15 protein-coding genes are annotated in these 26,579 nt (G+C 71.3%); 3 read left to right on the top strand and 12 right to left on the bottom strand.

The genetic code is table 11. From position 1 onward, the window contains the following. Positions 1-74: 74 nt before the first annotated feature. The 4 genes from ACIBK0_RS31650 to ACIBK0_RS31635 all read right to left on the bottom strand — a co-directional run bounded on the left by ACIBK0_RS31650 (position 75) and on the right by ACIBK0_RS31635 (position 9,343). Complete coding sequence (locus tag ACIBK0_RS31650) at positions 75-1,487, bottom strand: dipeptidase (protein WP_399087436.1); 1,413 nt, start codon at positions 1,485-1,487, stop codon at positions 75-77. Positions 1,488-1,497: 10 nt separating this feature from the next. Then, on the bottom strand, positions 1,498-5,052 hold the full coding sequence (locus tag ACIBK0_RS31645; RefSeq protein WP_399087434.1) for a UvrD-helicase domain-containing protein: 3,555 nt from the start codon (positions 5,050-5,052) through the stop codon (positions 1,498-1,500). 122 nt (positions 5,053-5,174) lie between these two features. Continuing rightward, positions 5,175-8,675, bottom strand: a complete 3,501-nt coding sequence (locus tag ACIBK0_RS31640) for an ATP-dependent helicase (protein WP_399087432.1) — start codon at positions 8,673-8,675, stop codon at positions 5,175-5,177. Between the two features lie 302 nt (positions 8,676-8,977). Beyond that, on the bottom strand, positions 8,978-9,343 hold the full coding sequence (locus ACIBK0_RS31635; RefSeq protein ID WP_399087430.1) for an MGMT family protein: 366 nt from the start codon (positions 9,341-9,343) through the stop codon (positions 8,978-8,980). 186 nt (positions 9,344-9,529) lie between these two features. On the opposite strand from ACIBK0_RS31635, the gene ACIBK0_RS31630 reads away from it, so the two are divergent. The 3 genes from ACIBK0_RS31630 to ACIBK0_RS31620 all read left to right on the top strand — a co-directional run bounded on the left by ACIBK0_RS31630 (position 9,530) and on the right by ACIBK0_RS31620 (position 15,734). Next, on the top strand, positions 9,530-12,355 hold the full coding sequence (locus ACIBK0_RS31630; RefSeq protein ID WP_399087428.1) for a lysylphosphatidylglycerol synthase domain-containing protein: 2,826 nt from the start codon (positions 9,530-9,532) through the stop codon (positions 12,353-12,355). A gap of 160 nt (positions 12,356-12,515) precedes the next feature. Beyond that, positions 12,516-14,063, top strand: a complete 1,548-nt coding sequence (locus ACIBK0_RS31625; RefSeq protein ID WP_399087426.1) for an alpha/beta hydrolase — start codon at positions 12,516-12,518, stop codon at positions 14,061-14,063. Between the two features lie 114 nt (positions 14,064-14,177). Further along, a complete protein-coding gene (locus tag ACIBK0_RS31620; protein ID WP_399087424.1) occupies positions 14,178-15,734 on the top strand; it encodes an alpha/beta hydrolase in 1,557 nt (518 codons plus the stop codon). 197 nt (positions 15,735-15,931) lie between these two features. Here ACIBK0_RS31620 and moeZ read toward each other — a convergent pair whose 3' ends face one another. The 8 genes from moeZ to ACIBK0_RS31580 form a co-directional block, all read right to left on the bottom strand. Then, positions 15,932-17,110 (bottom strand): adenylyltransferase/sulfurtransferase MoeZ, encoded by a 1,179-nt coding sequence (moeZ, locus tag ACIBK0_RS31615; protein WP_399087422.1) that lies wholly within the window; start codon positions 17,108-17,110, stop codon positions 15,932-15,934. 63 nt (positions 17,111-17,173) lie between these two features. Further along, positions 17,174-17,923: a spherulation-specific family 4 protein gene (locus ACIBK0_RS31610; protein ID WP_399087420.1), complete on the bottom strand. Its 750-nt coding sequence runs from the start codon at positions 17,921-17,923 to the stop codon at positions 17,174-17,176. Beyond that, the gene (locus ACIBK0_RS31605) at positions 17,911-18,870 is read right to left on the bottom strand and encodes an NAD-dependent epimerase/dehydratase family protein (protein WP_399087418.1); all 960 of its coding nucleotides are present in this window, start codon (positions 18,868-18,870) and stop codon (positions 17,911-17,913) included. The genes ACIBK0_RS31610 and ACIBK0_RS31605 overlap by 13 nt, the downstream gene beginning before the upstream one ends. Before the next feature lie 442 nt (positions 18,871-19,312). Then, positions 19,313-20,344 carry a hypothetical protein gene (locus ACIBK0_RS31600; RefSeq protein ID WP_399087416.1) on the bottom strand — a complete coding sequence of 344 codons (1,032 nt, stop codon included), beginning with the start codon at positions 20,342-20,344 and terminating at the stop codon, positions 19,313-19,315. A gap of 434 nt (positions 20,345-20,778) precedes the next feature. Then, positions 20,779-22,551 (bottom strand): DUF3492 domain-containing protein, encoded by a 1,773-nt coding sequence (locus ACIBK0_RS31595; protein WP_399087414.1) that lies wholly within the window; start codon positions 22,549-22,551, stop codon positions 20,779-20,781. Positions 22,552-22,879: 328 nt separating this feature from the next. Beyond that, positions 22,880-24,490: a dipeptide ABC transporter ATP-binding protein gene (locus tag ACIBK0_RS31590; RefSeq protein ID WP_399087412.1), complete on the bottom strand. Its 1,611-nt coding sequence runs from the start codon at positions 24,488-24,490 to the stop codon at positions 22,880-22,882. Beyond that, a complete protein-coding gene (locus ACIBK0_RS31585) occupies positions 24,487-25,485 on the bottom strand; it encodes an ABC transporter permease (RefSeq protein WP_399087410.1) in 999 nt (332 codons plus the stop codon). The genes ACIBK0_RS31590 and ACIBK0_RS31585 overlap by 4 nt, the downstream gene beginning before the upstream one ends. Next, a complete protein-coding gene (locus ACIBK0_RS31580; RefSeq protein ID WP_399087408.1) occupies positions 25,482-26,579 on the bottom strand; it encodes an ABC transporter permease in 1,098 nt (365 codons plus the stop codon). Before ACIBK0_RS31580 ends, ACIBK0_RS31585 begins: the two co-directional genes overlap by 4 nt.

Below are 26,579 nucleotides of genomic sequence, written 5' to 3'. Positions count from 1 at the left end.
CAGCAGGACGTACGGCGGTGCGGTGGTGCGGGGCGCTCTTCAGGACGTGGATCGTCTTCTTCGTGGGTGCCTGTTCAGTGTGCCTCGCGCCAGTTTTCGGCCAGATCGCCCCACAGGTGGGCGGTGGTTTCGACGCCCTTCATGAGGAGATCGAGCTCGACTTTCTCGTTGGGAGCGTGCCAACCGTCCGAGGGGACGGAGATGCCCAGGAAGAGCACGGGGGCACCGAGGACTTCCTGGAGGTCGGCCGCGGGTCCCGAGCCGCCCTCACGGGTGAAACGGACCGGTTGCTCGAAGGCCCGTCCCATCGCCCGTACGACGGACTGGAGGGCCGGGTGGCCCAGTGGCGTCAGACACGGGCGCGTGGCCGCGCCGAACGTGATCTCGCACCGGATGCCCGCGGGCACCTGCTCGGCGGCCCAGGCGCGTACGGCCTTCTCGATGTGCTCGGGGTCCTGTCCCGCGACCAGCCGGAAGGAGAGCTTCACCATGGCCGAGGACGGGATGATCGTCTTGCTGCCCGGGCCCTGGTAGCCGCCGCCGATGCCGTTGACCTCGGCGGTCGGGCGGGCCCAGATGCGCTCCAGGGTGGTGTGTCCGGCCTCTCCGTGGGTGGCTGTCGACTTGGCCGTACGCAGCCACCGCTCCTCGTCGAAGGGCAGCTCGGCGAAGAGCTCGCGCTCCTGGTCGGTGAGTTCGGCGATGCCTTCGTAGAAGCCGGGTACGGCCACGCGCGCGTGCTCGTCGTGCAGGGCCGCGACGAGTCGGGCGGCGACGGTCGCCGGGTTGGGCACGGCACCGCCGAAGGATCCGGAGTGGATGTCCTGGTCGGGGCCGTACAGCTCGATCTCGCACTCCGCGAGGCCGCGCATCCCGGTGCACACCGTGGGGGTGTCCTCGGACCACATGCCGGTGTCGGAGACGATCACGGCGTCGGCGATCAGCCGCTGTGCCTTCGCTTCGACGAGGTCACGGAAGTGCGGGGAGCCGGATTCCTCCTCGCCCTCGATCAGGAGCTTGAGGTGGACGGCGGGGGCGGTGCGTCCAGTGGCGGCGAGGTGGGCGCGGACGCCGAGTGTGTGGAAGAACACCTGGCCCTTGTCGTCGGCAGCCCCGCGCGCGTAGAGGCGGTTTCCACGCATCACCGGCTCGAAGGGCTCCGTGTCCCAGCCGTCCTCACGGGCGGCGGGCTGCACGTCGTGGTGCCCGTAGACCAGGACCGTAGGCGCTCCCGGGTCCTCGGAGGGCCACTCGGCGAAGACGGCCGGGGCGCCCGCAGTCGGCCAGACCTCGGTAGTCGGGAAGCCGGTCTCCCGGAGCTTGGCGGCAAGCCAGTCGGCGCTGCGCGCCACGTCCGCGGCGTGGTCGGGCTGTGCCGACACCGAGGGGATGCGCAGCCACTCCGCGAGGTCGTCGAGGAAGGCGGTGCGGTGGTTCTGGATGTACGTGCGGACGGTGCTGACGGCGCTGTCAACGGGCTTGCTCATGCTCACGAGCCTATCCGCCCACAGGGGCGTGTTCGTCCGGCGGTTCCCCGGGAGCCCCTTCTTGTGGGCCTGCTGGGTCTTCGATGAGCAGCCGCTCCAGGGCGGCACGGTCCGGGAGGTGGCCCGGTCGGACGACCTCGCCGCTGCGGACGTACAAGAACGCGGCCTTGACGGACTCCAGGGGCACGCCGTGCTGTTCGGCCCAGGCGAGACGGTAGAGCGCGAGCTGAAGGGGATCGGCGGTACGGCCGCGGCCGGTCTTCCAGTCGACGATCTCGTATGTCGTCCCGTCGCCGTCGCCTTCCCTGTAGACGGCGTCGATACGGCCGCGTACGACACGTCCCGCGATCGCGAGCTGGAAGGGCGCCTCGACGCGATACGGAGTCCGGTGCGCGTACGGAGTGCGCTCGAAGGCGTCCTTGAGGGCCTCCAGGTCACGCTCGTCGGCGATCTCGGCCTCGCTGCCGGGCAGCTCCTCCGGCTCCAGCATGGGCAGCCGCAGCTCTTCGAAGCGGGACTCGACCCAGGCGTGGAAGCGGGTGCCCTGGCGCGCGGCGGGCTGCGGGGGGCGCGGCATGGGGCGTGCCAGCTCCTGCGCGAAGCCATCCGGGTCGGCGGCCAGGCGCAGCAGCTGCGACGCGGTGAGCGACGGTGGCAGGGGTACGTCCGTGACGCTCGCGCGGGCGCGCAGGAGCTCTCCGGTCAGCGCGTCCAGGTCACGGTCCCAGGAGGCGAGGGTGCGGGCCTCTTCGGGGGTGAGGTGTGAGGGCTCCTCGGGCTCCTCGGGGTGGGAACGAGCCTCCGGGGCGGGCGCCTGGTGCGGAACCGTCGGGCGGGCGGGCGCGCGGTCCGTCGGGCCGTCCGTCGCGCGGTCCGTCGTCCAGGCGTCCCAGTCGGAGTCGTCTTCGTCGGGGAAGCCGTCCTCCCCGTAGGGGGAATCGTCGTAGGGGAAGTCGTCGTCCTCCGGCGGAGGCGGCCAGTCCGGATCGTCGTACGAGGACGGGTCGTGGGCAGCCCTGGTTCGGTCCCCCGCGGCCCCGGGGTGGGCCTCCTCGTGCGACGCCACCCGCTCAAGGTGGGCGAGCACGGTCTCCGCGGCCGCACGGCGGCGCGCGAGTGCCATGTCGTCGAGCGGGAGCGGCCACGCGTGGTCTGCGGCCGCCTCGCGCAGCGCGGGGTTCTCCTCGCCCTCCGCGGGCTCGTCCGCCCAGACCTCGATCTCACCGTGTCCGGCCGCGCAGTGCTCGTGCAGTGCTTGCAGGAAGTCCGAGGGACCGCGGGGTTTCTTCTGGGAGGGGCCCCACCAGTGGCCGGAGCCGAGCAGGAGCGAGCGGGGGCGGGTGAAGGTGACGTAGCCGAGGCGGAGTTCCTCGGTGTGCTGATGGTCCTTCATGGCCTCGTGGAAGGCCTTGATGCCCTTGGCGTCCCAGACTTCGATGTCGGGCAGAGTGTCGGCGTCGCCGCGCAGCTCGTGCGGCAGGACCTTGCCCTGGGCGGTCCACTTCTCGCGGCCCTGGGTGCTGGGGAAGGTGCCGGTGACGAGGCCGGGGACCGCGACGACGTCCCATTCCAGGCCCTTGGACTTGTGCGCGGTCAGCACCTTGACGGTGTTCTCGCCACCGGGCAAGGCATTGTCGAGGCCCTTCTCGTACTGCGCGGCGGTGCGCAGGAAGCCGAGAAAGGCCAGCAGGGTCGCCTCTCCGTCGCCCGCGGCGAAGGACGCGGCGATGTCCAGGAAGTTCGACAGGGTCTCGCGGCGGCGGGCGGCCAGGGCGTGCGGCGACGCGGAGAGCTCAACCTCCAAGCCGGTGACGGCGAGCACCCGGTGCAGGACGTCCATCAGCGGGTCGGCGAGGGAGCGGCGCAGGTCGCGCAGCTCGGCGGCGAGCCGCGCGAACCGCACCCGGGCGTCCGGCGAGAAGGGCAGCCCGTCGTCGTCCCCTTCGGCCTCGATGGGCATCTCCAGGAACGTGTCGAGCGCGTCGGCGAGTGATATCACCTCCGACGGATCGACCCCCTCGACCGCTGCGGCGAGCCGGCGGTCCGGGTCCTCGTCGGACCCCACGCGCGCGTGGGACACGAGGAGGCGAGCACGCCGCCCCAGCAGGGCGAGGTCGCGCGGGCCGATCCGCCAGCGCGGACCGGTGAGGAGGCGTACCAGGGAGGCGTTGGCTCCCGGGTCCTGGAGGACCTCACAGACTGCGACGAGATCCGCGACCTCGGGAAGGTGCAGCAGCCCGGAGAGGCCCACCACCTCGACCGGGATGTCGCGGGCGACGAGCGCTCCCTGGATCTCGGCGAAGTCGGTGGCCGTACGGCACAGGACCGCGATCTCGCCGGGCGACTTGCCCGTGCGCACGAGATGGGCGAGGGAGTCGGCGAGCCAGTCGATCTCCTCGGCATGGGTGCGCAGCAGCGCGCAGCGGACCACGCCGTCGCGCTCGGCTCCGGGTGCGGGGCGCAGGGCCTCCACGCCCGCGTGCATGGCGCGCAGGGGCTCCGCGAGGCCGTTGGCGAGGTCGAGGAGGCGGCCGCCGCTGCGGCGGTTCTCGCTGAGCGCCTGGCGTGTCGCGGGGCGGCCGTCGGGGTGCGCGAAGTGCTCGGGGAAGTCGTCGAGGTTGGCGACGGAGGCGCCGCGCCAGCCGTAGATCGCCTGGCAGGGGTCGCCGACCGCGGTCACCGGGTGACCGGTGCCGGTGCCGAAGAGACCGGCGAGCAGGACGCGTTGGGCCACCGAGGTGTCCTGGTACTCGTCCAGCAGGACCACGCGGAACTCGTCGCGCAGGATCTCTCCGACTTCGGACCGGGTGCGGGCGAGCGTGGCCGAAAGGGCGATCTGGTCGCCGAAGTCGAGGAGGTCGCGCTCACGCTTGGCCGCGCGGTAGCGGCCCACCAGCTCGGCGAGTGCACGCCGGGCCGCGGCCGCCTCGGGGACCTTGCGCAGGTCGGCGTTGGTGAGTTCGGCGCCCTCCAGGGAACGCAGCAGCTCGGCGTCGTACGCGCGCAGGTCCTCGGGGCGTACGAGGTGTTCGGCGAGCTCGGAGTCGAGTGTGAGGAGGTCGCCGACCAGGTCGGGGAAGGAACGGGTCAGCGCCGGGTACGGTCCTGGCGCCTCGCGCAGCACGCGCGCGGCGAGCTGGTAGCGGGTGGCGTCGGCGAGCAGGCGGGACGTCGGTTCGAGGCCTATGCGCAGCCCGTGGTCGGTCAGCAGGCGGCCCGCGAAGGCGTGGTACGTGGAGATGACGGGCTCGCCCGGCGGGTTGTCGGGGTCGATCACGTCCGGGTCGGTGACACCAGCCTTGATGAGCGCCTTGCGGACGCGCTCGGCGAGTTCACCCGCGGCCTTGTTGGTGAACGTCAGGCCGAGCACCTGCTCGGGAGCGACCTGTCCGGTGCCGACCAGCCACACCACACGCGCCGCCATCACCGTGGTCTTGCCCGAACCGGCTCCGGCCACGATCACCTGAGGGGCGGGCGGTGCGGTGATGCAGGCCGTCTGCTCCGGGGTGAACGGGATGCCGAGGAGCTCCTTGAGCTGCTCGGGATCGGTGATACGGGCGGACACCTCAGAGAGGCTAGCGGCGCCCACTGACAGCGGGGGCCACATCGACCACCGAGGCGAAAGAACCGCTGGTCAGCACACGTGGTGCCGTACATCACTCGACCACGAGAGGCCCCGCGGGCACCTCAGTCGACCACGTGCCGCCCCTCCGGTCGAGCACTGCACGACGCCCGGAAAGCGCAGTGTGTGCAGTGTTGTCCCGCAGTCGGCGAGAACCGCTCGTCGAGGACCTTGCCGGCGGCCGTGGCCAGGAGATCGCCCACCCACTCGCCCTCCAGGGGCTCCTGGGCCTGCACCTTGGGGAGGGTCTCGCCGCCGCTCTTCTTGGCGGCGCCCTGGCGCAGCTGGACGAGTTCGGCGCCGCCCGGTTCAGGGCGTACGCCGTCGAAGGCGTCGTCGACCGCACCCTCGCCGACAGCAAGCTGGTAGACGGCGAGCTGCGGGTGGTGCGCCACCTCGGCGGCGCTCGGCGCCTGCTTGCCGGTCTTGAAGTCGACCACGTAGGCGCGGCCTTCGGTGTCCGCCTCGACACGGTCCATGGAGCCGCGGATGCGTACTTCGTAGGACCCCGCTTCGAGGGTCACGTCGAAGTCGTGCTCGCTGGCCACCGGCGTACGGCCCGTGCGATCCACGACGTGCCACTTCAGGAAGCGCTCGAGCGCCACACGCGCGTGCTCCTTCTCCTGCACCGACTTCCACGGGGCGTCGAAGGCGAGCGCGTTCCACACGGAGTCGAGGCGCTCCATGAGGACGGCGAGGTCGGCGGGGGTGCGTCCCGACGCGACCTCGTCGGCCAGGACGTGCACCACATTGCCGAATCCCTGGGCGGCCGTGGCCGGCGCGTCGGCCTTCACCTCGCGGCCCAGGAACCACTGCAGGGCACAGGTGTTGGCGAGCTGATCGAGGGCGCTTCCGGAGAGCACGACCGGCTGGTCGCGATTGCGCAGCGGGACCTTGCTCTCGGTCGGCTCGTACATGCCCCACCAGCGGTAGGGGTGCGCGGACGGGACCAGGGGCCGACCGTCCTCGTCGGCGAGCGCGGCGAGCCGGGCGAGGCGCTGTGCCGCCGCCTGTCTGAGGGTGTCCGAGACGCGCGGGTCGACGGTCGTGGCGCGCAGCTCGGCGACCAGCGCGGCGACGGACAGCGGGCGGCGCGGACGGCCGGTCACGTCCTTGGGTTCGACGCCGAGTTCGGTGAGGAAACGGGAGGGCTGGTCGCCATCGTCGGCAGGGGCCTTCACCGCGGTGACGACGAGGCGTTCTCTCGCGCGCGTGGCGGCCACGTAGAACAAGCGGCGCTCTTCGGAGAGGAGTGCTCCGGGCGTAAGAGGTTCGGCCAGCCCGTCGCGTCCGATGCGGTCCGCCTCCAGCAGGGAGCCGCGGCGACGAAGATCCGGCCACAGGCCCTCCTGGACGCCCGCGACAACGACGAGGCGCCACTCCAGGCCCTTGGAGCGGTGCGCGGTCATCAGGCGTACGGCGTCGGGGCGTACGGCTCTGCGGGTGAGCGTGTCGGCGGCAATGTCCTCGGCCTCGATCTCCTCCAGGAAGTTGAGGGCGCCCCGGCCCCCGGTGCGCTCCTCCGCGCGCGCCGCGGTCGCGAACAGCGCGCACACGGCGTCGAGATCCCGGTCGGCGTTGCGCCCGGCCGCGCCGCCACGGCGGGCGGCCCGCTCCAGGCGCTGCGGCCACGGTGTGCCCTCCCACAGATCCCAGAGCGCCTCCTCGGCCGTCCCGCCACCCGCGAGGCGCTCCCGTGCCTTGCGCAGCAGCGCGCCGAGGCGCTGGGCCCCTCGGGCGTACGCCGGGTCGTGCGCGACGAGTCGCTCCGGTTCGGCCAGCGCGCGGGCGAGCAAATCGTCGGACGGCGGCGGTACGAGGTTGCCTGCGGCGCGCTCCTCCTCGCGCAGTGCTCGGCCCAGGCGCCGCAGGTCGGCGGCGTCCATGCTAGCGAGGGGCGAGGCGAGCAGGGTCAGCGCGGTTTCGGTGTCGAGCCAGGGCGGCGCTGCGGACGCTTCGGAGTCGGCGCTCTCTTCGGGCTCGTCCACGGCACGGGCACCGGGGCCTTCCGCGGGTACCGCGGGCCCGGCCTCCACCGATGCATCGGGCTCGGCCTCCACCGATACGGCGGGCTCGGTGCCGGAGCCCTCACCCAGCTCTGCTTCCTCCCCGGCCCTGGGCTCTGCTTCCTCCGCGAGGACTGCTTCTTCCCTGGACTCCGTCTGCTCACCCTGCTCTGCTTGTGCCACCGCCCGCAACGCCGTCAGCAGCGGCGCGACCGCGGGCTCGTGTCGCAGCGGCAGATCGTCGCCGTCGATGTCGAGCGGCACCCCCGCCGCGGTGAGCGCCCGCCGGATTGTGGGAATGGTGCGGGAGCCCGCGCGCACCAGGACTGCCATATCTCCCCAGGGAACCTCGTCCTCCAGGTGGGCGCGGCGCAGGATGTCCGCGATGTTGTCGAGCTCGGTGCCGGACGTCGGATACGTGTAGGCCTCGACGCGGCCACCGTCCCGTACCGGAGACAGCTCTCGGTGGGCGCGTACCTTCTCCGCCGGAAGGCGGGTCAGCGGCATGCGCTGGGTGAGCAGGCGGGTGGCGGCCAGCAGGGCGGCTCCCGAGCGGCGGGACGTCCGGAGGACCTCGACCGGCGCCGGGCGGCCGTCCGCGCGCGGAAAGGCGTCGGGGAAGTCCAGGATGCCGTTCACATCGGCGCCCCGGAAGGCGTAGATCGACTGGTCGGGGTCACCGAAGGCGACGAGGGTGCGTCCGCCGCCCGCGAGGGCTCGCAGCAGCCGAACCTGCGCGGGGTCGGTGTCCTGGTACTCGTCCACGTAGACGGCGTCGTACTGGGCGGCGAGGCGCTCGGCGACCTCGGGACGCCGGGCGAGGAGCACCGCGCGGTGGACCAGTTCCGCGTAGTCGAGCACTCCTTGCATGTCCAGGACGTCGAGGTACTCGGCGAGGAAGGCGGCCGCCGCTCCCCAGTCGGGGCGGCCGATGCGCCTGGCGAAGGCGTCCAGGGCGTCGGGGCTCAGCCCCAGTTCGCGACTGCGGGCGAGCACCGCGCGGACCTCGTCGGCGAAGCCGCGGGTGGTCAGACAGGCGCGCAGCTCGTCCGGCCAGCGCACATGAGCGAGGCCGAGGCGCTCCAGGCCGGGCTGGCCCGCGAGCAGCTCGCGCACCGCCACGTCCTGCTCTGGACCGGACAGCAGTCTCAGGGGCTCCACGAACAGGTCGCTGTCCTGGTGGGCGCGGACCAAGGCGTAGCAGAAGGAGTGGAAGGTGGTGGCCTGGGGCGCGCGAGCGGCCCCCATGCGCAGCGCCATGCGGTCGCGCAGCTCGACGGCAGCCTTCCTGCTGAACGTGAGCACCAGGACCCGCTCCGGGTCGCCGCCCCGCGCGATCCGAGCGGCCACGGACTCGACGAGCGTGGTCGTCTTGCCAGTGCCCGGACCTGCGAGAACGAGCAGCGGACCGCTCCCGTGGTCAACCACCGCGCGCTGCCCTGCGTCAAGACGAGGGGGATCCACCCGGGCCGGCGGGGTACGCACCAGTCGGTACGCGCCGCGGGCCCCCTGGCGCACCTGGGGGTGCGTCAGGCGCCTGGTGGAAGAAGAGGAGCTCACGTGGTTCGCCGGTCCTGGTGGTTGTGCGGTTTGTCACTGCCGGCGCGGAGCGCCGTCGTTGAGGGGTGGTGGTCGGGCGACGGCCGGGAGGACTGCCGCGTGTGGAGGGCGCTGGCCGCAGGGTGAGGAGGATGCGCCTCGACGACGCTACGCCGGTGGGCTTCCTGGAAGGAGGGCTTCCCCTTCTTCCCTCAGGCCACGTGCGTCCCTCGCTCCACGAACGTACGGCATGTCACGGATGTGCCTCATTTCCCTCGTACGGGCCACAGGTTCCCCTTCCGCCCGTCCGATGCCGGAAGCTGTCAGGTGTGACCTTCCGCGCGCTCGCCGCCGTCCCATCGCGCCCGTCTCATGTCGACGCGCGGCAGATGCCCCTCGGAGGCCCTGCTCGCCTCCTTCAGAGGCGTGCCCTCGTCGCGGTAGTGGGCCAGCGCCTCCAGTTCGTGGCCCGGGAGCAGCACGCCGTCGGCGCGTATGACACGCCACCAGGGCACCGCTCCTCCGTAGAGGGCCATCACACGGCCCACCTGGCGCGGCCCACCCTCCTCCAGCCATTCGGCGACGTCGCCGTACGTCATGACGCGTCCGGGCGGGATCAGCTCGGCGACCTCAAGGACCCGCTCCGCGTACTCCGGCAGGGCGTCCACCGGAAGGCTCTCCTCGCTCATCCGCCCCATCCTGCCCCACCCCACCGACAACGTGACGCGGTCACGACTGTGTGCATCCCTCGCCCCGCGGCGACACTTGGGGCAGACTGTGCGCCCCCGCATTTGCACCCTGATGCCCCCGTGTGTCGGTCGGGCATGCCACCATCGTGCGGGCGGTGACTGGTGATACGAGATCAAGAAGAGACGATGAGGCAGCAGGGCGTGCACCCCGAAGACGCGGAGGGCACCTCCGAGGCCTCGTCGCGCCCGGACACCGACGGCGTCGGCGACAAGGACGCGAGCGGGGCGAAGGCCGAGCCCACGACCGCCAAGACGAGCGAGTCCGCCTCCACGGCGTCCACAAAGCGCGCCCCTAAGACGTACGAAAACGAGACGCAGCAGGTCAAGCAGGGTTCGGACTGTGCCGACGAGACCCCCGCCGACGAGGTCGAGGGCGACGAACCGCTGCTCCCCGCGCGCGTGCACCGTCCCTCCGACCTGATGCGGCTCCTGGTCGGCTTCCTTGCGATCGTCGTGCTGCTCGCGATCGCCGCGTTCGCGCACGGCACCACCTCGGGTCTCGAACAGGACATCAACAAGGGCACGGGCCAGGCACCCGATCTGCTGATCAAGATCGCGGGTCTGGCGTCCAGCATCGCGATCCTCCTGGTGCCCGTCGCCTTCGCCATCGAGCGGCTGATCAAACGGGACGGGCTGCGCATCGCCGACGGTGTCCTCGCCGCGGTGCTGGCGCACGGAGTGACACTCGCCACGGACCTGTGGGTCGCGAAGGCCGCCCCGGACTCCATCCAGGAGGCGCTCACCCAGCCCTCGCCGGGTGACATCCACGCCCTCACCGACCCCGTGCACGGCTATCTCGCGCCGGTCATCGCGTACATGACGGCCGTCGGCATGTCCCGCAGACCGCGCTGGCGCGCGGTGCTGTGGGTGGTGCTGCTCCTGGACGCCTTCTCCATGCTGGTCACCGGCTATACGACGCCGTTCTCGATCATCCTGACGGTGCTGATCGGCTGGACCGTCGCGTACGGGACGCTGTACGCGGTCGGCTCACCGAACGTGCGACCCACCGGACGGACGCTGATGGCGGGCCTTCGGCATGTTGGCTTCCACCCGGTGAGCGCGGCCCGCGAGGAGGCGCCGGAATCCACGGAGAACGGCGACCGCGGCCGACGCTACTTCGTCACCCTGGAGGACGGCCCGCCGCTGGACGTCACGGTGGTCGACCGTGAGCAGCAGGCGCAGGGCTTCTTCTACCGTGTGTGGCGCCGGCTGACGCTGCGCGGCATCACCACGCGCCGCAGCCTCCAGTCGCTGCGTCAGGCTCTGGAGCAGGAGGCCCTCCTCGCGTACGCGGCCATCGCGGCCGGGGCGAACGCGCCCAAGCTGATCGCGACCTCCGAACTCGGTCCGGACGCCGTGATGCTCGTCTACGAGCACACCGGTGGCCGCACCCTCGACTCGCTGCCCGACGAGTTCATCACCGACGATCTGCTGCGCGACACCTGGCATCAGGTGCAGGCACTGCAGTCCCGGCGCATCGCGCACCGCAGACTCGCGGGCGACGCGATTTTGGTGGATCGTTCCGGCACGGTGGTCCTCACCGATATGCGCGGCGGCGAGATCGCGGCCGGGGACCTGCTGCTGCGCATGGACATCGCCCAGCTGGTCACCACGCTCGGACTGCGCGTGGGTGCGGAGCGCGCGGTGGCGTCGGCGGTGGGCGTACTCGGCCCGGACGCGGTCGCCGACTGCCTGCCGATGCTGCAGCCGATCGCGCTCTCGCGCTCCACGCGCGCGACGCTGCGGAAACTGGCCCGGGAGCGCGCACAGCGCGAGCGGGACGCCGTGCTGGAGGCTTCCCGGCAGGACAAGCTCGCTCGAGCCGAGGAAGCCAAGGAAGACACCGCGGTCGCACTGGAAAAGCCCGGCAAGAAGGCCGTACGCGCCGAGCAGCGGGCCGAGAAGCGGGCGATCGACGAGGCTCTGGACGAGGCGCGCGAGGAGGATCTGCTCACCCAGATCCGCCACCAGGTACTGCTGATCAGGCCGCAGGCACCGGTCGAACCGGCCCGCCTGGAGCGTGTCCGGCCGCGCACCCTCATCAGTTTCATCGCCGGCGCGATCGGCGCGTACTTCCTGCTGACGCAGCTCACCCATATCGAGTTCGGGACACTGTTCGACAGCGCCGAGTGGGGCTGGGTCGCCGCGGCTGTGCTGTTCTCGGCGGTCAGCTACTTCGCGGCGGCGATGAGCCTGCTCGGCTTCGTGCCCGAGCGGGTGCCGTTCCTGCGGACCGTCGCGGCGCAGGTCGCCGGCTCGTTCGTGAAGATCGTGGCCCCCGCGGCGGTCGGCGGCGTCGCCCTGAACACGCGCTTCCTGCAGCGCGCCGGGGTGCGGCCGGGGCTCGCGGTGGCGAGCGTCGGCGCGTCGCAGCTGTTCGGGCTCGGCTGCCACATCCTGATGCTCCTGTCCTTCGGCTATCTGACCGGCACCGAGAAGACGCCGTCCTTGTCGCCGTCCCGCACGGTCATCGCGGGTCTGCTGACGGTCGCGGTGCTGGTTCTCGTGGTGACGTCGGTGCCCTTCCTGCGCAAATTCATCGTCACGCGCGTGAGGTCGCTGTTCGCGGGCGTCGTACCGCGCATGCTCGATGTGCTCCAGCGGCCGCAGAAGCTGGTCACCGGCATCGGTGGCATGTTGCTGCTCACCGCCTGCTTCGTGATGTGCCTGGACGCCTCGATCCGAGCGTTCGGCCACGAGGAGACCACCACACTCAGCCTCGCCAGCGTCGCCGTCGTCTTCCTCGCCGGCAATGCGCTGGGCTCGGCGGCGCCGACCCCCGGCGGCGTGGGTGCAGTCGAGGCCAGCCTCACGCTCGGTCTGATCGCCGTCGGCCTCCCCAAGGAGGTCGCGGCGCCCGCGGTGCTCCTTTACCGGCTGCTGACTCTGTGGCTTCCGGTGCTGCCGGGATGGCTGTTCTTCAACCACCTGACACGTAAGGGCGCGCTGTAGGCCGCGCACGGAGCCATTCGCACGAGTCCACGGGCCGTCGTCCGCGTCCGCTGGCCATCCCGACGGGCCCACTGGCCATCTTGCACGGCCCCAAGGCGGGCCCTCACCCACACGGCTCGTGCCCCGAGCGTCCCGCACCGCACGCCCGCAGGATGGGAACATGCCGAACCCTCCCCAGCTGCGCGCCGCCGCCCTGACCGTCACCGCCGTCGTGCTGTTCTCCTTGATGGCGGGTTGCAGCGACGGCAGCTCCAAGGAGGAGGACCTGACGGCTCAGAAGCTGAACTGGAAGGAGTGCCCGGCACCGTCCGAGTCCGAGGGCGGAGGCAACGCTCCCTCACCCCTGCCGGGCGGTACGGAGTGGCAGTGCGCCACCCTGAAAGCGCCTCTGGACTGGGCCAAGCCCAAGGGCAGCACGATCGGGCTCGCGCTGATCCGGGCGAAGACGAGCGGCGACCCCAGCAAGCGCATCGGCTCGCTGATCTTCAACTTCGGCGGGCCGGGCGGCTCGGGCGTCACCACACTGCCTGCCTTCGGCGAGGACTACGCCAAGCTGCGCACCCGCTACGACCTGGTGAGCTTCGACCCGCGCGGGGTCGGCCGCAGCGCGGGCGTGAAGTGCGAGGACGACAGCCAGCTCGACGAGTTCTTCCAGCAGGACGCCACCCCGGACGACACCGCCGAGCAGCAGAAGCTCCTGCAGAACACCAAGACGTTCAACGCGGCCTGCGAGAACAACTCCGGCAAGATGCTCCCCCACGTACGCACGACCGACGCGGCCCGCGACATGGACCTGATGCGGCAGGTGCTCGGCGACCCCAAGCTGTACTACTTCGGTATCTCGTACGGCACCGAACTGGGCGGCGTCTACGCCCACTTGTTCCCCAAGAAGGTGGGACGCGCCGTCTTCGACGCAGTCGTCGACCCGACGCAGAACCCCGAGCAGAGCTCGCTGGGACAGGCCCAGGGCTTCCAGCTCGCCCTGAACAACTTCGCCGAGGACTGCACATCGAAGACCGAGGACTGCCCGATCGGCGACACCCCGCAGGACGTCAAGGACCGCATCGCCAAACTGCTGAAGGACCTCGACAGCAAGCCGATCCCCGGTGTCTTCCCTCGCCAGCTCACCCAGACCGCCGCGACGAACGGCATCGCTCAGGCGCTGTACTCCAAGGACTTCTGGGAGTACCTGACGGAGGGCCTTGAGCAGGCGTACGACGGCGACGGCAAGGTGTTGATGCTGCTGTCCGACTCGATGAACGGCCGCAGCGAGAACGGCCAGTACAGCAACATCGTCCCGGCGAACATCTCCATCAACTGCGCCGACGACAAGCCGCGTTACACCTCGAGCTTCGTGGAGTCGAAGCTTCCGGAGTTCCGGGCCGCCTCGCCGCTGTTCGGCGACTATCTGGCCTGGGGCATGCTCAGCTGCACCGACTGGGCCGTGGCGGGCGCGGCCGACCACCCGAACGTCAGCGCCGCCGGTGCGGCGCCGATCCTCGTCGTCGGCAACACCGGCGACCCGGCCACACCGTACGAGGGTGCGAAGAAGATGGTGGACGCGCTGGGCAAGGGAGTCGGCGTCGAGCTGACGTACAAGGGCCAGGGGCACGGGGCGTACGACAGCAAGAACAAGTGCGTGCAAGGCGCAGTGAACGGCTACCTGCTGGAGGGGACCGTACCGCCGGCCGGGACCGTCTGCTCATAGAAGATGCAGGTCAAAGGGTTATCCACAGGGATCGGTGGCGGCTGACCGACGACGCCTAATATGGCTTGCATGTGATCCGCGACTTCGAGCGGATCACGGGCGAGGGGGAAGCTCATGACACGTTTGGCACGGTGGACAGCCGCGGCGGCCGCCGCATTGCTGGTGGTCGGCTGTGGCAGCGGCTCGTCGGGGGACGGCACGGACGAGGGGAAGAACAGCGATACGCCGTCGGCCGCCGCGCCTTCTTCGGGCACGACCTCGGGTCTGCCCTCCTCGCTCACCTCGCAGAAGCTCGACTGGGGCCGCTGCAAGGGAAGTTCGAACTCCCCCGCACCGGGCAGCGGCTGGCAGTGCGCCACGCTGAAGGTGCCCCTGGACTACGCGAAACCGGACGGCGGGACGATCGGCCTCGCGCTGATCCGTTCGAAGGCCACCGGCGGCCAGAGCAAGCACATCGGCTCCCTCCTGTTCAATTTCGGCGGCCCCGGCGGCTCGGGCGTCTCCACGATGCCCGCGTACGAAAGCGTCGTGGGTCCGCTCCACGAGCGATACGACCTGGTGAGCTGGGACCCGCGCGGCGTCGCCGCCAGCGAGGGGGTGCGCTGCCGCGGCGACAAGGCGATCCAGGCCGCCGAGTCGGTGGATGCCACGCCGGACGACGCGACCGAGGAAGCGGCGTACTTCAAGGACGCCGCCGACTTCGGCAAGGGCTGCGAGAAGGCCGCGGGAAAGCTGCTGTCACACGTCTCGACGACAGACACGGCCCGCGACATGGACCTGATGCGCCAAGTTCTCGGCGACCAGAAGATGCACTACTTCGGCATCTCCTACGGCACCGAACTCGGCGGGGTGTACGCCCACTTGTTCCCCAAGAACGTGGGCCGTCTCATCCTGGACGCCGTCGTCGACCCGAGTGCCGACACGGTGGGCCACGCCAAGAACCAGACCCTGGGCTTCCAGCGCGCACTGGACGACTACCTCAAGTCCACGGGTCAGGACCCGAAGCAGGGTTCCCAGAAGATCGTGGACCTGCTGAACCGGATCGATGCCAAGCCGCTGCCGACATCCAGTGGCCGCAAACTCACTCAGACTCTCGCGCTCACCGGCATCGTCCTGCCGCTGTACAGCAAGGAGGGCTGGCCACGCCTGACCAGCGCCCTCAAGGACGCAGAGGACGGGGACGGTTCGCAGCTGCTGGAGTTGGCCGACGGTTACAACGACCGTGACTCCACGGGGCACTACGGCACGACGACGCATGCGCAACGGGTCATATCGTGCTTGGACGACAAGCAGCGGCCGACACCCGAGGAGACGAAGAAGCTGCTGCCCGAGTTCGAGAAGATCTCGCCCGTCTTCGGGGACTTCATGGGCTGGGACACGGCGGGTTGGTGCCACGACTGGCCGGTGGCCGGTCAGTACGACAACCCGGAGGTCAGCGCGCCGGGAGCCGAGCCCATCCTGGTCGTCGGCAACACCGGGGATCCGGCGACGCCGTACGAGGGCGCCCGCAGGATGGCCGACGAGTTGGGCAAGGGCGTCGGAGTCGAGCTCACCTGGAAGGGCGAGGGTCATGGGGCGTACGGGAGCGGCAGCGACTGCGTCGACTCGACCGTGAACAGCTATCTGCTGAAGGGGACGGTGCCGAAGGACGGCAAGGTCTGCGCGTCGTAGCAGTCCCTGCCGGAGTCCCTGCCGGTCGGCGGCACCTGCCCGGGGCCACGTGGATCGCCCCGCGCACAACGGCGCGGGGCGTCGTGCGGGCAACGCCGCACGTCGCACGACGGAACATGGCGCTCATGACCCCGCGGGCAGCGGAAAGGGGCCCGGCACCTGCAGTGCCGAGCCCCTCCTCCGAAGAAGGTGTACGCCTAGTACACCGGCTTGTCCGGCTCGATCTGGTTGACCCAGCCGATCACGCCGCCGCCGACGTGGACCGCGTCCGAGAAGCCCGCGGACTTCAGGACGGCGAGGACCTCCGCACTGCGGACACCCGTCTTGCAGTGCAGGACGATCTTCTTGTCCTGCGGCAGGGTCTCCAGGGCGGTGCCCATGAGGAACTCGTTCTTCGGGATCAACCTGGCGCCGGGGATCGAGACGATCTCGTACTCGTTGATCTCGCGGACGTCGATGATCTCGATGTTCTCACCGTCGTCGATCCACTCCTTGAGCTGCTTGGGAGTGATCGTCGAGCCGGCGGCCGCCTCCTGAGCCTCCTCGGACACGACACCGCAGAAGGCCTCGTAGTCGATGAGCTCGGTGACGGTGGGGTTCTCGCCGCAGACCGCGCAGTTCGGGTCCTTGCGGACCTTGACCTGGCGGTACTGCATCTCCAGGGCGTCGTAGATCATCAGACGGCCGACGAGCGCCTCGCCCGTGCCGGTGAGGACCTTGATCGCCTCGGTGACCTGGATGGAGCCGATGGACGCGCACAGCACGCCCAGCACGCCGCCCTCGGCGCAGGAGGGAACCATGCCCGGCGGCGGGGGCTCCGGGTAGAGGCAGCGGTAGCAGGGACCGTACTCGGACCAGAAGACCGAGGCCTGACCGTCGAAGCGGTAGATCGAGCCCCACACGTACGGCTTGTTCAGGAGCACACACGCGTCGTTGACCAGGTAGCGGGTCGCGAAGTTGTCCGTGCCGTCGACGATCAGGTCGTACTGGCTGAAGATGTCCATCACGTTCTCGGCTTCGAGCCGCTCTTCGTGAAGGATCACGTTCACGTACGGGTTGATGCCCAGCACGGAGTCGCGGGCCGACTCGGCCTTGGAGCGGCCGATGTCCGCCTGGCTGTGGATGATCTGGCGCTGCAGGTTCGACTCGTCGACCTCGTCGAACTCCACGATGCCGAGCGTGCCCACGCCCGCGGCGGCCAGGTACATCAGCGCCGGCGATCCGAGGCCGCCGGCGCCCACACAGAGCACCTTGGCGTTCTTCAGCCGCTTCTGCCCGTCCATGCCCACGTCGGGGATGATCAGGTGGCGGGAGTACCTGCGGACCTCGTCTACGGTGAGCTCAGGAGCTGGCTCGACCAGGGGTGGCAGCGACACGGGGGCTCCGTTGGTCGGTCAATCACTACAGTTGTTCTCCCTGTAACACTGCCACGCCCTTCTTCATTCCGAGACACCCGTTCCGATCCGCGAGACGATTTCGTCCCAGTAGCCGGGCATCGTCTCCCAGGGGTCGACTCGACCGCCCTGGTCCGTACGGTCGGTGAAGTAAATCGTCGAGGCGCCCTGCCAGCGGGCGATGCGCAGCGCCTCGTCCAGGTGGCCGCGCGGCACACCGTGGACAAAGTGGCAGAAGCGCTCGGGTGGATAGTCGGCGGTCCACTCGGCGACCTGCGACCAGCGGTAGTCGCTCCAGGGGCCGGAGAACGTCACCAACTGGTCGGCGTTCTCCGCATACCCGGGGTAGGGGTGGCCGCCGTGGCCCAGCACGATGTGCGCGCCGTCACGGAGTGCGCGGAGCGTGGTGATCGTGCGGCGGACCTCGGGGAGCGCGGCCCGCTCGGTGGGGCATCGGCCCAGGAGGAAGCCGTCGGCCCGGTACCAGTCGAGATACCGGTGGGCGTCGGAGATCAGCTCGCCGAAGCTGCGTGCGCCGTAGGTGGTGTCCAGGTGCCCGAGGATCCGGACCCCCGCGTTGCGCAGCCGTCCGGCGGCCTCCAGGCAGTGCGGGTCGGGGCGCGTTCCGGGGCCGCCCGCCACGTTCAGGACGACCCAGTGCAAGGGGGTGCCGGGGCGGGCGAGTTCGCCCCACTCCACGGGAGCGACGAGGGGGTGCGCATAGCCGGGAATGCCGAAACCGAGGCCTAAGTCGGTGCTCGCGGTGCTTGCTGCGGTGCTGGTCAGATACGGCATGCCGCCTCCATCCAGATGTCGGCGAGGGATTCCTCGAGGTTGATCCGGGGCCGCCAGCCGAGCCGGTCGCGTGCAGTGCGCACGTCGGCCTGCTGCCAGCTGCCGCAGCCGTCCGGATAGGGGTACGCGACCGGGGCCGCGTGGTCTGGTTCGGTGCGGGGGTGGCCGATGGATGGCCTCATGGGTCCGGGAGGCCCGTCGAGTTCGTGCAGGGCCCCGCCGTAGCCGGCCACGCGCGCGAGGACGGCAGCGGCGTCGCGGAGACGTACGGCACGGCCCGAACCGATGTTGATCACGCCTTGTGCGGCGGAGAGGGAGGCGGCGTGCACGGCGCGGGCGACGTCGCGTACGTCGATGAAGTCGCGCTGGACGCCGAGGCCGCCGAGCTTGAGTTCGCCGTCGCCCGACTGCATGGCGCGGCGCAGGGCCTCGGCGAGGCGGCCGAGCGGGGATCCGGCGGGGGTGCCGGGACCCGCGGGCGAGAAGACGCGGAGCACGACGGCGTCCAGGCCGGAGCCGAGGACGAGTTCGGTGGCGGCGAGCTTGCTCACGCCATAGGGGCCGCCCGGGCGCGGTACGGCATCCTCGGCGGTGGAGGAGCCGGGCTGGCTGGGCCCGTACTCTGCGCCGCAGCCGATCTGGACGAGCCGTGCCCCGCAGCCGCTGCGGCGCAGGGCCTCGCAGACGGTGGCGACGGCGACGGTGTTGTGCCGGGTCAGGTCGCGGGCGCCGCCGCGGGTGGCGCCCGCGCAGTTGATGACGACCCCGGGGTGCACCGCGTCCAGGAAACGGGTGAGCGCGCCGGGGCTGCCCGAGGCGAGGTCGAACCGCACGTCGGCGTCGTCACCCCGGCCGAGCGCGGTGAGCTGTACGGCCGGGTCGGCGAGCAGTCTGTCGGCGACGAATCGGCCCAGATATCCGTTGGCTCCGATCAGCAGGACCCTCATCGGGCGGCTCCCGGGGCGGATTCTCCGGTTCGGGAGGTGATCATCTGGCGTTCTCCTTCGAGGTGATGCCGTAGGTCGGGGCGAGGGCCCGCGGTGTCGGCCCCGCGGGAGAGGGGTGCGGGCGCCTCCGTGGTGGGGCACCTGCGAGCTTGTGATTGCAGCCGCCGGGCGTTCTCGCGGCCGCAGGGGGGCGCCATGCGGTCGGCTGGGGCGTCGTGCGTCCTCGCCGGCCTCGCAGGGTGCGTGCGGTCGGGGGTGGGGCGGGGTCGTGCCGGTACATCCGCCCGTTGCGGGGCGGGCGCTTCTGCCCCGCTCAACTCGGCTGAGGTGAGGAACGGGCACTCGATGTGCCCGTACGGCCCCCTCCGCCGGTTCGATGACAGCGGGTGCGTGGGGCTTGCGTCCGCGGCAACAAGGCGCGTGCCTGCGCTCCGGTGGCCCGTCACGGCGGCTCGCCCGGCCGCGTCGCGTGGGCCGAGGCCCGGGTGAGGGTGCGCGTCGAGTGGATGAGGAGGACGACCGCTGCCGCGCCGCACACCAGGACCGGTACGGCGCCCGGTCCCCAGGCGCCGACGACGGTGTCGACGGGGGTGACCAGGAATGAGCAGCCGGGGAGGCGGCCCGCGAAGACCGTGGCCAGGGCCGTCGCCTCGGCCGCGCCCGCTACGGCGAGCACGACCGCCGGGGCGTGCGTGAAGCCTCGCGCTGTGAGCAGTCGGGCAAGCAGGAGCAGTGCGCCGAGGGCACCGGCTCCGGCGAACGCCGCGGGCTCGCCCAGCGCGGCGCCGCACAGCGCGAGCAGCCCGACGAGGGCGCACAGGAACAGGCCGAACACCCCGAGGAGCAGGGGCTGTACGGAGGCGGCGAACTCCTTGAGGCCGCGGCTCGCGGTCAGTCGTCGGCTCGCGCGTACGGCGAAGAGATGGGCGCACCAGGCTGCCGGGGCACAGGCCAGTGCGAGGGCCAGTACCGGTGCGGTGGCCAGGGGCCAGGGGCCGTCGGGGCCGCCGTCGAGGCCGGCGCCCAGCAGTCCGTCACCGAGGAGGGCGTATGCGATGAGCCAGCACGTCCACGCGCGCGTGGCTCCCGTTGTGCGGTGGCCGGAGCTCAGGGGGCCGCGACGGAGGGCGACCCGCAGGCCGAACGCCACGGCCAGGGCACCGACCGCTGCGACCGCGAGGCGCGGTCGGCCGTCGGTGATCCGCAGCCCCACCACGGCTGCCACGCAGAGGGCGCCCGGCACCAGAGCCAGCGCCGCCCAGTCGGCGCGCGCGCCGGGGCGCTCCGGGGTCTCCGGGCGGGGCGCGGCCTCCCCGTCGCGTGCCACGCGCGCGTACATCTCCTCGGCGAGCGAGAACACGTCCCGGTGCCGGAAGCGCGCGGCGGTCCTGTCGGTCACCCCGTGCGCCTCCAGACCCGCCGCGATCTCCAACGGGTCCACGGCCCGCTCGCAGAGCTCACGGTGTCGATGCATCAGGGCTTTCACGGGGTCCACGGCGCGACGACGCCCTGGGGATGCCGGAGAGGAGGCCGGAGGGGTAGTGGGGGCGGGGGAGGCAGTGGAGGCGGTGGGCTTGCGGGCGCCATCACCAGTGCGGCCCGCACCAACAGCTCCACCTGCGTCGCCCGAATCACCCGAATCACCCGTATCGCCCGAGCCACCCGCACCGGCGTGTCGACCACCCGCGCCACCCCTGCCGCCCCCGTCGGCGTGCACAGCTTCCACATCGTCGCTCGCCTCTCGGGACGGGGTCCCGGCCCGGCCCGCGATGCCGGCCCCCTCGAACATCCCTTCCGCCGTTGCGCCCATCTCCCCGACCCCCGTCACAATCCACTCCTGCGACCGCGCGTCCCAGGCGCCGGGGCTGTTCGGCCTCCCTGGGTGGTCCAGTGCTCCGAGTTCGCTCATCACGCGCCCTCCCCCGCGACCAGGGGAACCGTGGCCCGCACCGGCGTCCCGGCCGCCCAGCGTGGTCGGCCCGCGGCCATGAGGCGGGTCTCGGTCCAGCGGCCGGGGACGTGGGCCTCGGCCGGCACTCCGAAGGGCAGCGGCTCACCCCCGTCGTCCACGACCACCCGGCGTACCGGAGAGTGCGAGACGATCTCCAGGTAAATGCCGTGAAATGCCGCGATGTTCTGCTCGACGGTGAAGAGTTCGAGGGCGCGTGCGCGGGCAGCCGCACCCAGGCGCTCTCGGCGCTCCGAGTCGCGCAGCAGCGCCACGCATGCCTCGGCGAGCGCCCGCGGATTGCGTGGCGGCACGACAAGACCCGTACCGCCGATGACCTCGACGACGGCGCCCACGTCCGTGGAGACCGTGGCGCGGCCGCAGAACATGGCCTCGACGAGGCTGATCGGAAAACCCTCGACCACGCTGGACAGGACGATCACCACTCCGGAGGCGTACGCCTCCGCGAGGCTCGGGACCTCCGGGCCGCCGATCTCCTCGAAGGACACCGGGTTGTCACCGACCGCGTGCACGCCCTCCGCCTCGTCGGGGAAGAGTTGCGCGGCCAGCGCCTTGCAGTGGGCCAGATAGGTCGCGCCCTCCGGCCCCTCGGCGGGCGCGCCGACGATCCGCAGCCGGGTCTTCGGTTCCTCCTTGCGGATCTCCGCGAAGGAGTGCAGCAGCGAGATCAGGTCCTTGGCCGGTTCGATGCGGCCGACCCACACCAGCGTGTCCGGGTCCGCGCACCTGCTGCCCTCCGCGCTCTCCCCCACCTCCGCGAAGCGGGACGCCTCCATGCCGGGATAGACGGTGCGCAGCTTGGCGCGGTCGGCGCCGCAGCGCTCCTGCCAGCGACGGGCGTGCGTGTTGCCGGGCGTGATGAGCGCGGCCGCTCGGTAGACCTCGGCGGCGAGCCTGCCGTGGAACGCGGCGAGCAGCGCCCGCACGGCGGGGACCTCCCCGACAGTGGCGGCGGCCAGGTAATGCGCCCGCAACTGCACCCCGTACTCCGTGACCAGCAGTGGTACGCCGGAGAAGTGCCGGGCTAGAAGGCCGGGCAGCGCCGCCGCGCCGCCGGCCGCGGCGTGGCACAGGTCGACCGAGTCGAGCCCGTCGTCCTCGTACCAGTCCAGCGAGAGGGGGCGCAGCGCGCGCTCGACATGGGCGGCGACGGCGAGCAGATCGGGTACGCGCGCGGTGCGGGCGGCGCGTAATGCGCCGGGCGCACGACAGGCGCGCTCCAACGCGCGCACGGCCCCCTCGGAGCGCAGCGCTCCGACCAGGCCGCCCTCGTCCCGGGCTAGTTCGGCGAGCCCGTACAGGGCACTGCCGAAACGGTCCGCCTCAACACCGCCGGATGCCGCCGAGCCCCCAGGAGCTCCCGCACGACCGGAAACCCCCGGTCCGCCGGGTGCCCTCACGTCGGCGTCGGGAGTCCCCGGACCCTCGCAGATCGCCGCGGCCAGCTCCCCGTAGGCGTCGGCGAACCGCCTGCGCGCCCGCCGCCCGTACACCACCCCGTCGTCCTCGGCGGTCCACAGCGGTGCCGTCCGCACCCGGCTGACCTGGGGCGGCAGCTGGATCCAGCCCTCGTCCTCCTGCCGCTCGCTGCGGCTGAGCGCGTAGATGTCGAACTCGTGCTGCCCGAGCCCGCGCACGAGCCGGTCGCACCAGAGTCTGGCGTCACCGCTCACATACGGATAGCCACCCTCCGTCAACAGTCCGATGCGCACGATTACACCCCCGATCTCCCGTATGGGGAGCCGCCGTTGACCCGGCGGCTCGCAGCGGGACGAACGTATGCGGACATGACGGTGGCGCGACGGACGGTTGTCCATCGCGCCACCAAAAGGGGTGAACGGTCGTAACTTTCCCGTGCGGGCCGCGTTCCGTCGCGCTAAGGGATCAAGCAGTTACGTTTCGTTAGGCTCAAACCCAGGTCGTCCTCCTCTGACAGACCCGCGGTCCCGCTCACACCGTCGGTCCCGCTCAAACCGTCGGTCCCGCTCACACCGTCGGTCCCGCTCACGCCGTCGGTCCCGCTCACGCCGTGGGGGCGGCTCACGCCGCGGTCAGCTCCCTTCGGGCCGTGCGGCGCCGTGTCGCGACCTCCGGGTCGAGAGCCGGTACGGCGGCCAGCAGCTGCTTGGTGTAGGGGTCCCGCGGGGATTCGTACACCTCGTCGGCGGGCCCGTACTCGACGATTCGCCCGCGCCGCATCACCGCCACCCGGTCGCTGACCTGGCGTACGACCGCGAGGTCGTGCGCCACGAACACCAGAGCGAGTCCCAGTTCCCGCTGCAACTCGCCGAGTAGAGCCACCACTTGGGCCTGAGTGGTGACGTCGAGCGCGGAGACCGGCTCGTCGCACACGATGACGCGCGGTTCGGCGGCGAGCGCCCGCGCGATGCCGACGCGCTGGCGCTGTCCGCCGCTGAACTCGTGCGGGTAGCGGTCGTAGTGCGCCGCTTCGAGCCCCACGCGCTCAAGGAGTTCCCGTACCCGCCTCCGAATGCGCCCCTCGTCCCGTTCGCCGCGCGCCCGCAGCGGGTCGGCGATGGACTCGCCCACGCTGCGCCGGGGGTTGAGCGAGGAGACGGGGTCCTGGAAGACCATCTGCACGGAGGGGTTCACGCCGGACTGCGCGCGCCCCTCGTAGCGGACCGCGCCGGCCGTGGGCTCCAGGAGCCCCACGAGCATCCGGCCCAGCGTCGTCTTCCCGCTGCCGCTCTCACCGACGATGCCGAGGGTCTCGCCCCGGTGGATCGCGAGCGACACGTCGTCGACGGCCGCGAACTGCCGCTTCCCGTGGCCGAACTCGCGTCGCAGGTCCACCGCTTCGAGGACGACCTCGCCCGGCACGCCACCGTCCGACACGCCACCCTCCGACTCACGCCGCGCGTCCACGCGCGGCACCGCACCCAGAAGCTCCTGCGTGTACGTCTGCCGGGGCGCCCCGAGAACCGTTGCGACCGGCCCGTGTTCGACCGTGCGGCCGTGGCGCATGACGAGGATCTCGTCCACGCTCTCGGCGGCGACCCCGACGTCGTGCGTGACCAGCAGCAGGCCCATCCCGGTCTCCTCCCGCAGGGTGTACAGGAGGTCGAGGATCTGGGCCTGGACGGTCACGTCGAGAGCGGTGGTCGGCTCGTCGGCGATCAGCAGGTCGGGTTCGCAGGCCAGGGCCATGGCGATGAGGGCGCGTTGGCGCATGCCGCCGCTGAACTCGTGCGGGCGCGAGCGGGCGCGACGGGCCGCGTCCGGAATGCCGACGCGGTCGAGCACCTCGACGGCACGCGCGCGTGCCGCTCGCCGGGACGCCTTCGCGTGCACCCGGTACACCTCGGCGATCTGGTCGCCGACCGCGTAGTACGGGTCGAGGGACGACAGCGGGTCCTGGAAGACCATGGCGGCCTTCCCTCCGCGCAGCCGCCGCAGTTCCTCGTCGGAGCCCCCCTGTACGTCGATGCCGGCCACGCGCACCGCGCCCCCGACGACGGCACCCGTCCCCCGGTGCAGCCCCAACAGGGACGACGCGACAGTCGACTTGCCCGAGCCGGACTCGCCGACCAAGCCGAGTGCGGCGCCTTTCTCCAGCCGGAAGGAGAGCCCGTCGACGGCGCGCAGCGACCCGAATCCGACCGTCAGGTCGGTGACTTCCACCAGGCTCATGCGAGCACCACCCGTCGGTCGGCCACCGCGTACAACACGTCCGCGACGGCATTGGCGAGAACTACGAAGAAGCCGATGACCAGGACCATGCCGACCACAACCGGCAGGTCGACGACGTTCACCGCATGCACCAGCTCCTGTCCGATGCCGGGGAGCCCGAAGAGCGTCTCGGTGAGCACCGCTCCGCCGACCGCCGAGCCGACGTTGTTGGCGTTCAGCGCGATGACCGGCGCGAACGCACCGCGCAGCGCGTGCCGCCCGATGATCGACCGCTCACCGACGCCGTACGCGCGAAAGGTCCTGATGTGGTCCTCGGCGAGCGTCTCCAGCATCGACGCCCTGGTCAGCCGGGCGAACGCGGCGGCCTCGATGAGGGCGAGCGAGAACCAGGGCAGCAGCAGGTTCCACGCCCACTGCTCGGGGTCGTCGGTGAGGTCGACGTACTGCGGGAAGGGCAGCAGCTGCAGCTGGCCGCAGACGACGATCATCAGCACCAAGCCGATCACGAAGACGGGAGTGGCCACGCCCGCGAGCGTGATGCCGGTCAGCACACGCTCGCTCAGCCGGCCGCGCCGCCACGCGGAGAGCACGCCGGTGCCGACGCCGAGAACCAGCCACAGCACCATCGCGCCGAACACCAGCGAGAGGCTGACCGGCAGCTTCGTCAGGATCAGCTGCGTGACCTGCTGATCGGTCTGGTACGACAGGCCGAGGCAGGGCGCCGAGCAGTGCTGCAACGACGTACCGGTCGAGTAGTCCTGGCCGACGACGATGCCCTGAAGGAAGTGCCAGTAGCGCACGTACAGCGGGTCGTCGAGGTGCAGTTGCTGGGCGACCTGGTGGACCTGGACGGGCGAGCACCGCGGGCCGCAGGTGATCTGGGCGACGTTGCCGGGGGTGGCGTAGAAGACCAGGTAGATGATCAACGAGATGGCGAACAGGGTGACCACGGTGCCGATGGCGCGGCGCAGCACGAAGCCGCCGAAGCCGTTCACGCCTTGACCTCCTTCGTCGCGCTCGCGTCCGCCGTCCCATGGCGCGCGTCGGCCGTCCCGGCGCTCGCGTCCGCCGTCGTGGCGTCCGCGCTCGCCCCCGCGTCCGCCTTCGCCTCGCGCCTGCGCCCCGTACCGACGCGCAGGCGCGAGGCCGCACGCGGGTCGAGTGCGGTGCGCACGCCGTCGCCGAGGACGGTCAGGGCGAGAACGGTGACGAACAGCGCGCCGGCGGGCAGCAGCAGGTACTGCGGCGCCGCCTGATACCAGACGTCGGCGGAGGTGAGCATCTGCCCCCACGACGGCGTCGGCGGTTTCACGCCGACTCCGAGGAACGACAGGGCGGCCTCGACGCTGATGTTCTGCGGTACGAGGAGGGCGGAGTAGGTGATGACGGGCGCGGCAAGGCCGGGCAGCAGCTCACGGCGGGCGATCCGCCAGGCGCCCCAGCCGCTGAGCCGGGCGGCGGAGACGTAGTCGAGCTCCTTGAGGGTGAGCGTCTGAGCGCGCACGATCTTCGCGATGTTGCCCCAGGCGATCAGGCCGATGACAAGAGCGACCAGCACGGGCCGCGGGAAACTGCTGGGCACGATGGCCAGCAGCGCCAGTGACATGATCATCAGTGGCATCGCGACGATGATGTCGGTGGCGCGGCTCAACAGTTGATCAACCCATCGGTTCCCGAGCGCGGCCGCGACGCCCACCACGACACCGATGAAGACCTGCACCAGTGTCGCCGCCAGTGCGACGCCCAGGGAGACCCGGGCGCCGTACACGAGCCGTGCGAACAGATCGCGCCCGGTCTGCGGTTCGACGCCGAGCCAGTGGTCGCCGCCGATGCCGCCGAGCGATCCGACGGGCACGCCGCCACGCGCCGAGTCGATCAACGAAGGGTGATACGTGGTCGGGTCCTGGCCCTCGATCGCCGTGAGCAGCGGCGCGGCGAGCGCGACCAGGACGAGCAGCGCGACGATTCCCGCCGCGACCAGGGCGGCACGCTGCGCGCGCAGCCGCCGCCAGAACTGACGAGCCCCTGAGGCCCCCGGGACGGACGCGTCCGTCCCGGGGGCCCGAGAGGCGACAAGTGCCTCGCTCAC

The sequence above is a fragment of the Streptomyces sp. NPDC050564 genome (assembly GCF_044457265.1).
Taxonomy (GTDB): Bacteria; Actinomycetota; Actinomycetes; order Streptomycetales; family Streptomycetaceae; genus Streptomyces.
This window is presented reverse-complemented; position numbering and strand designations above follow the sequence as displayed.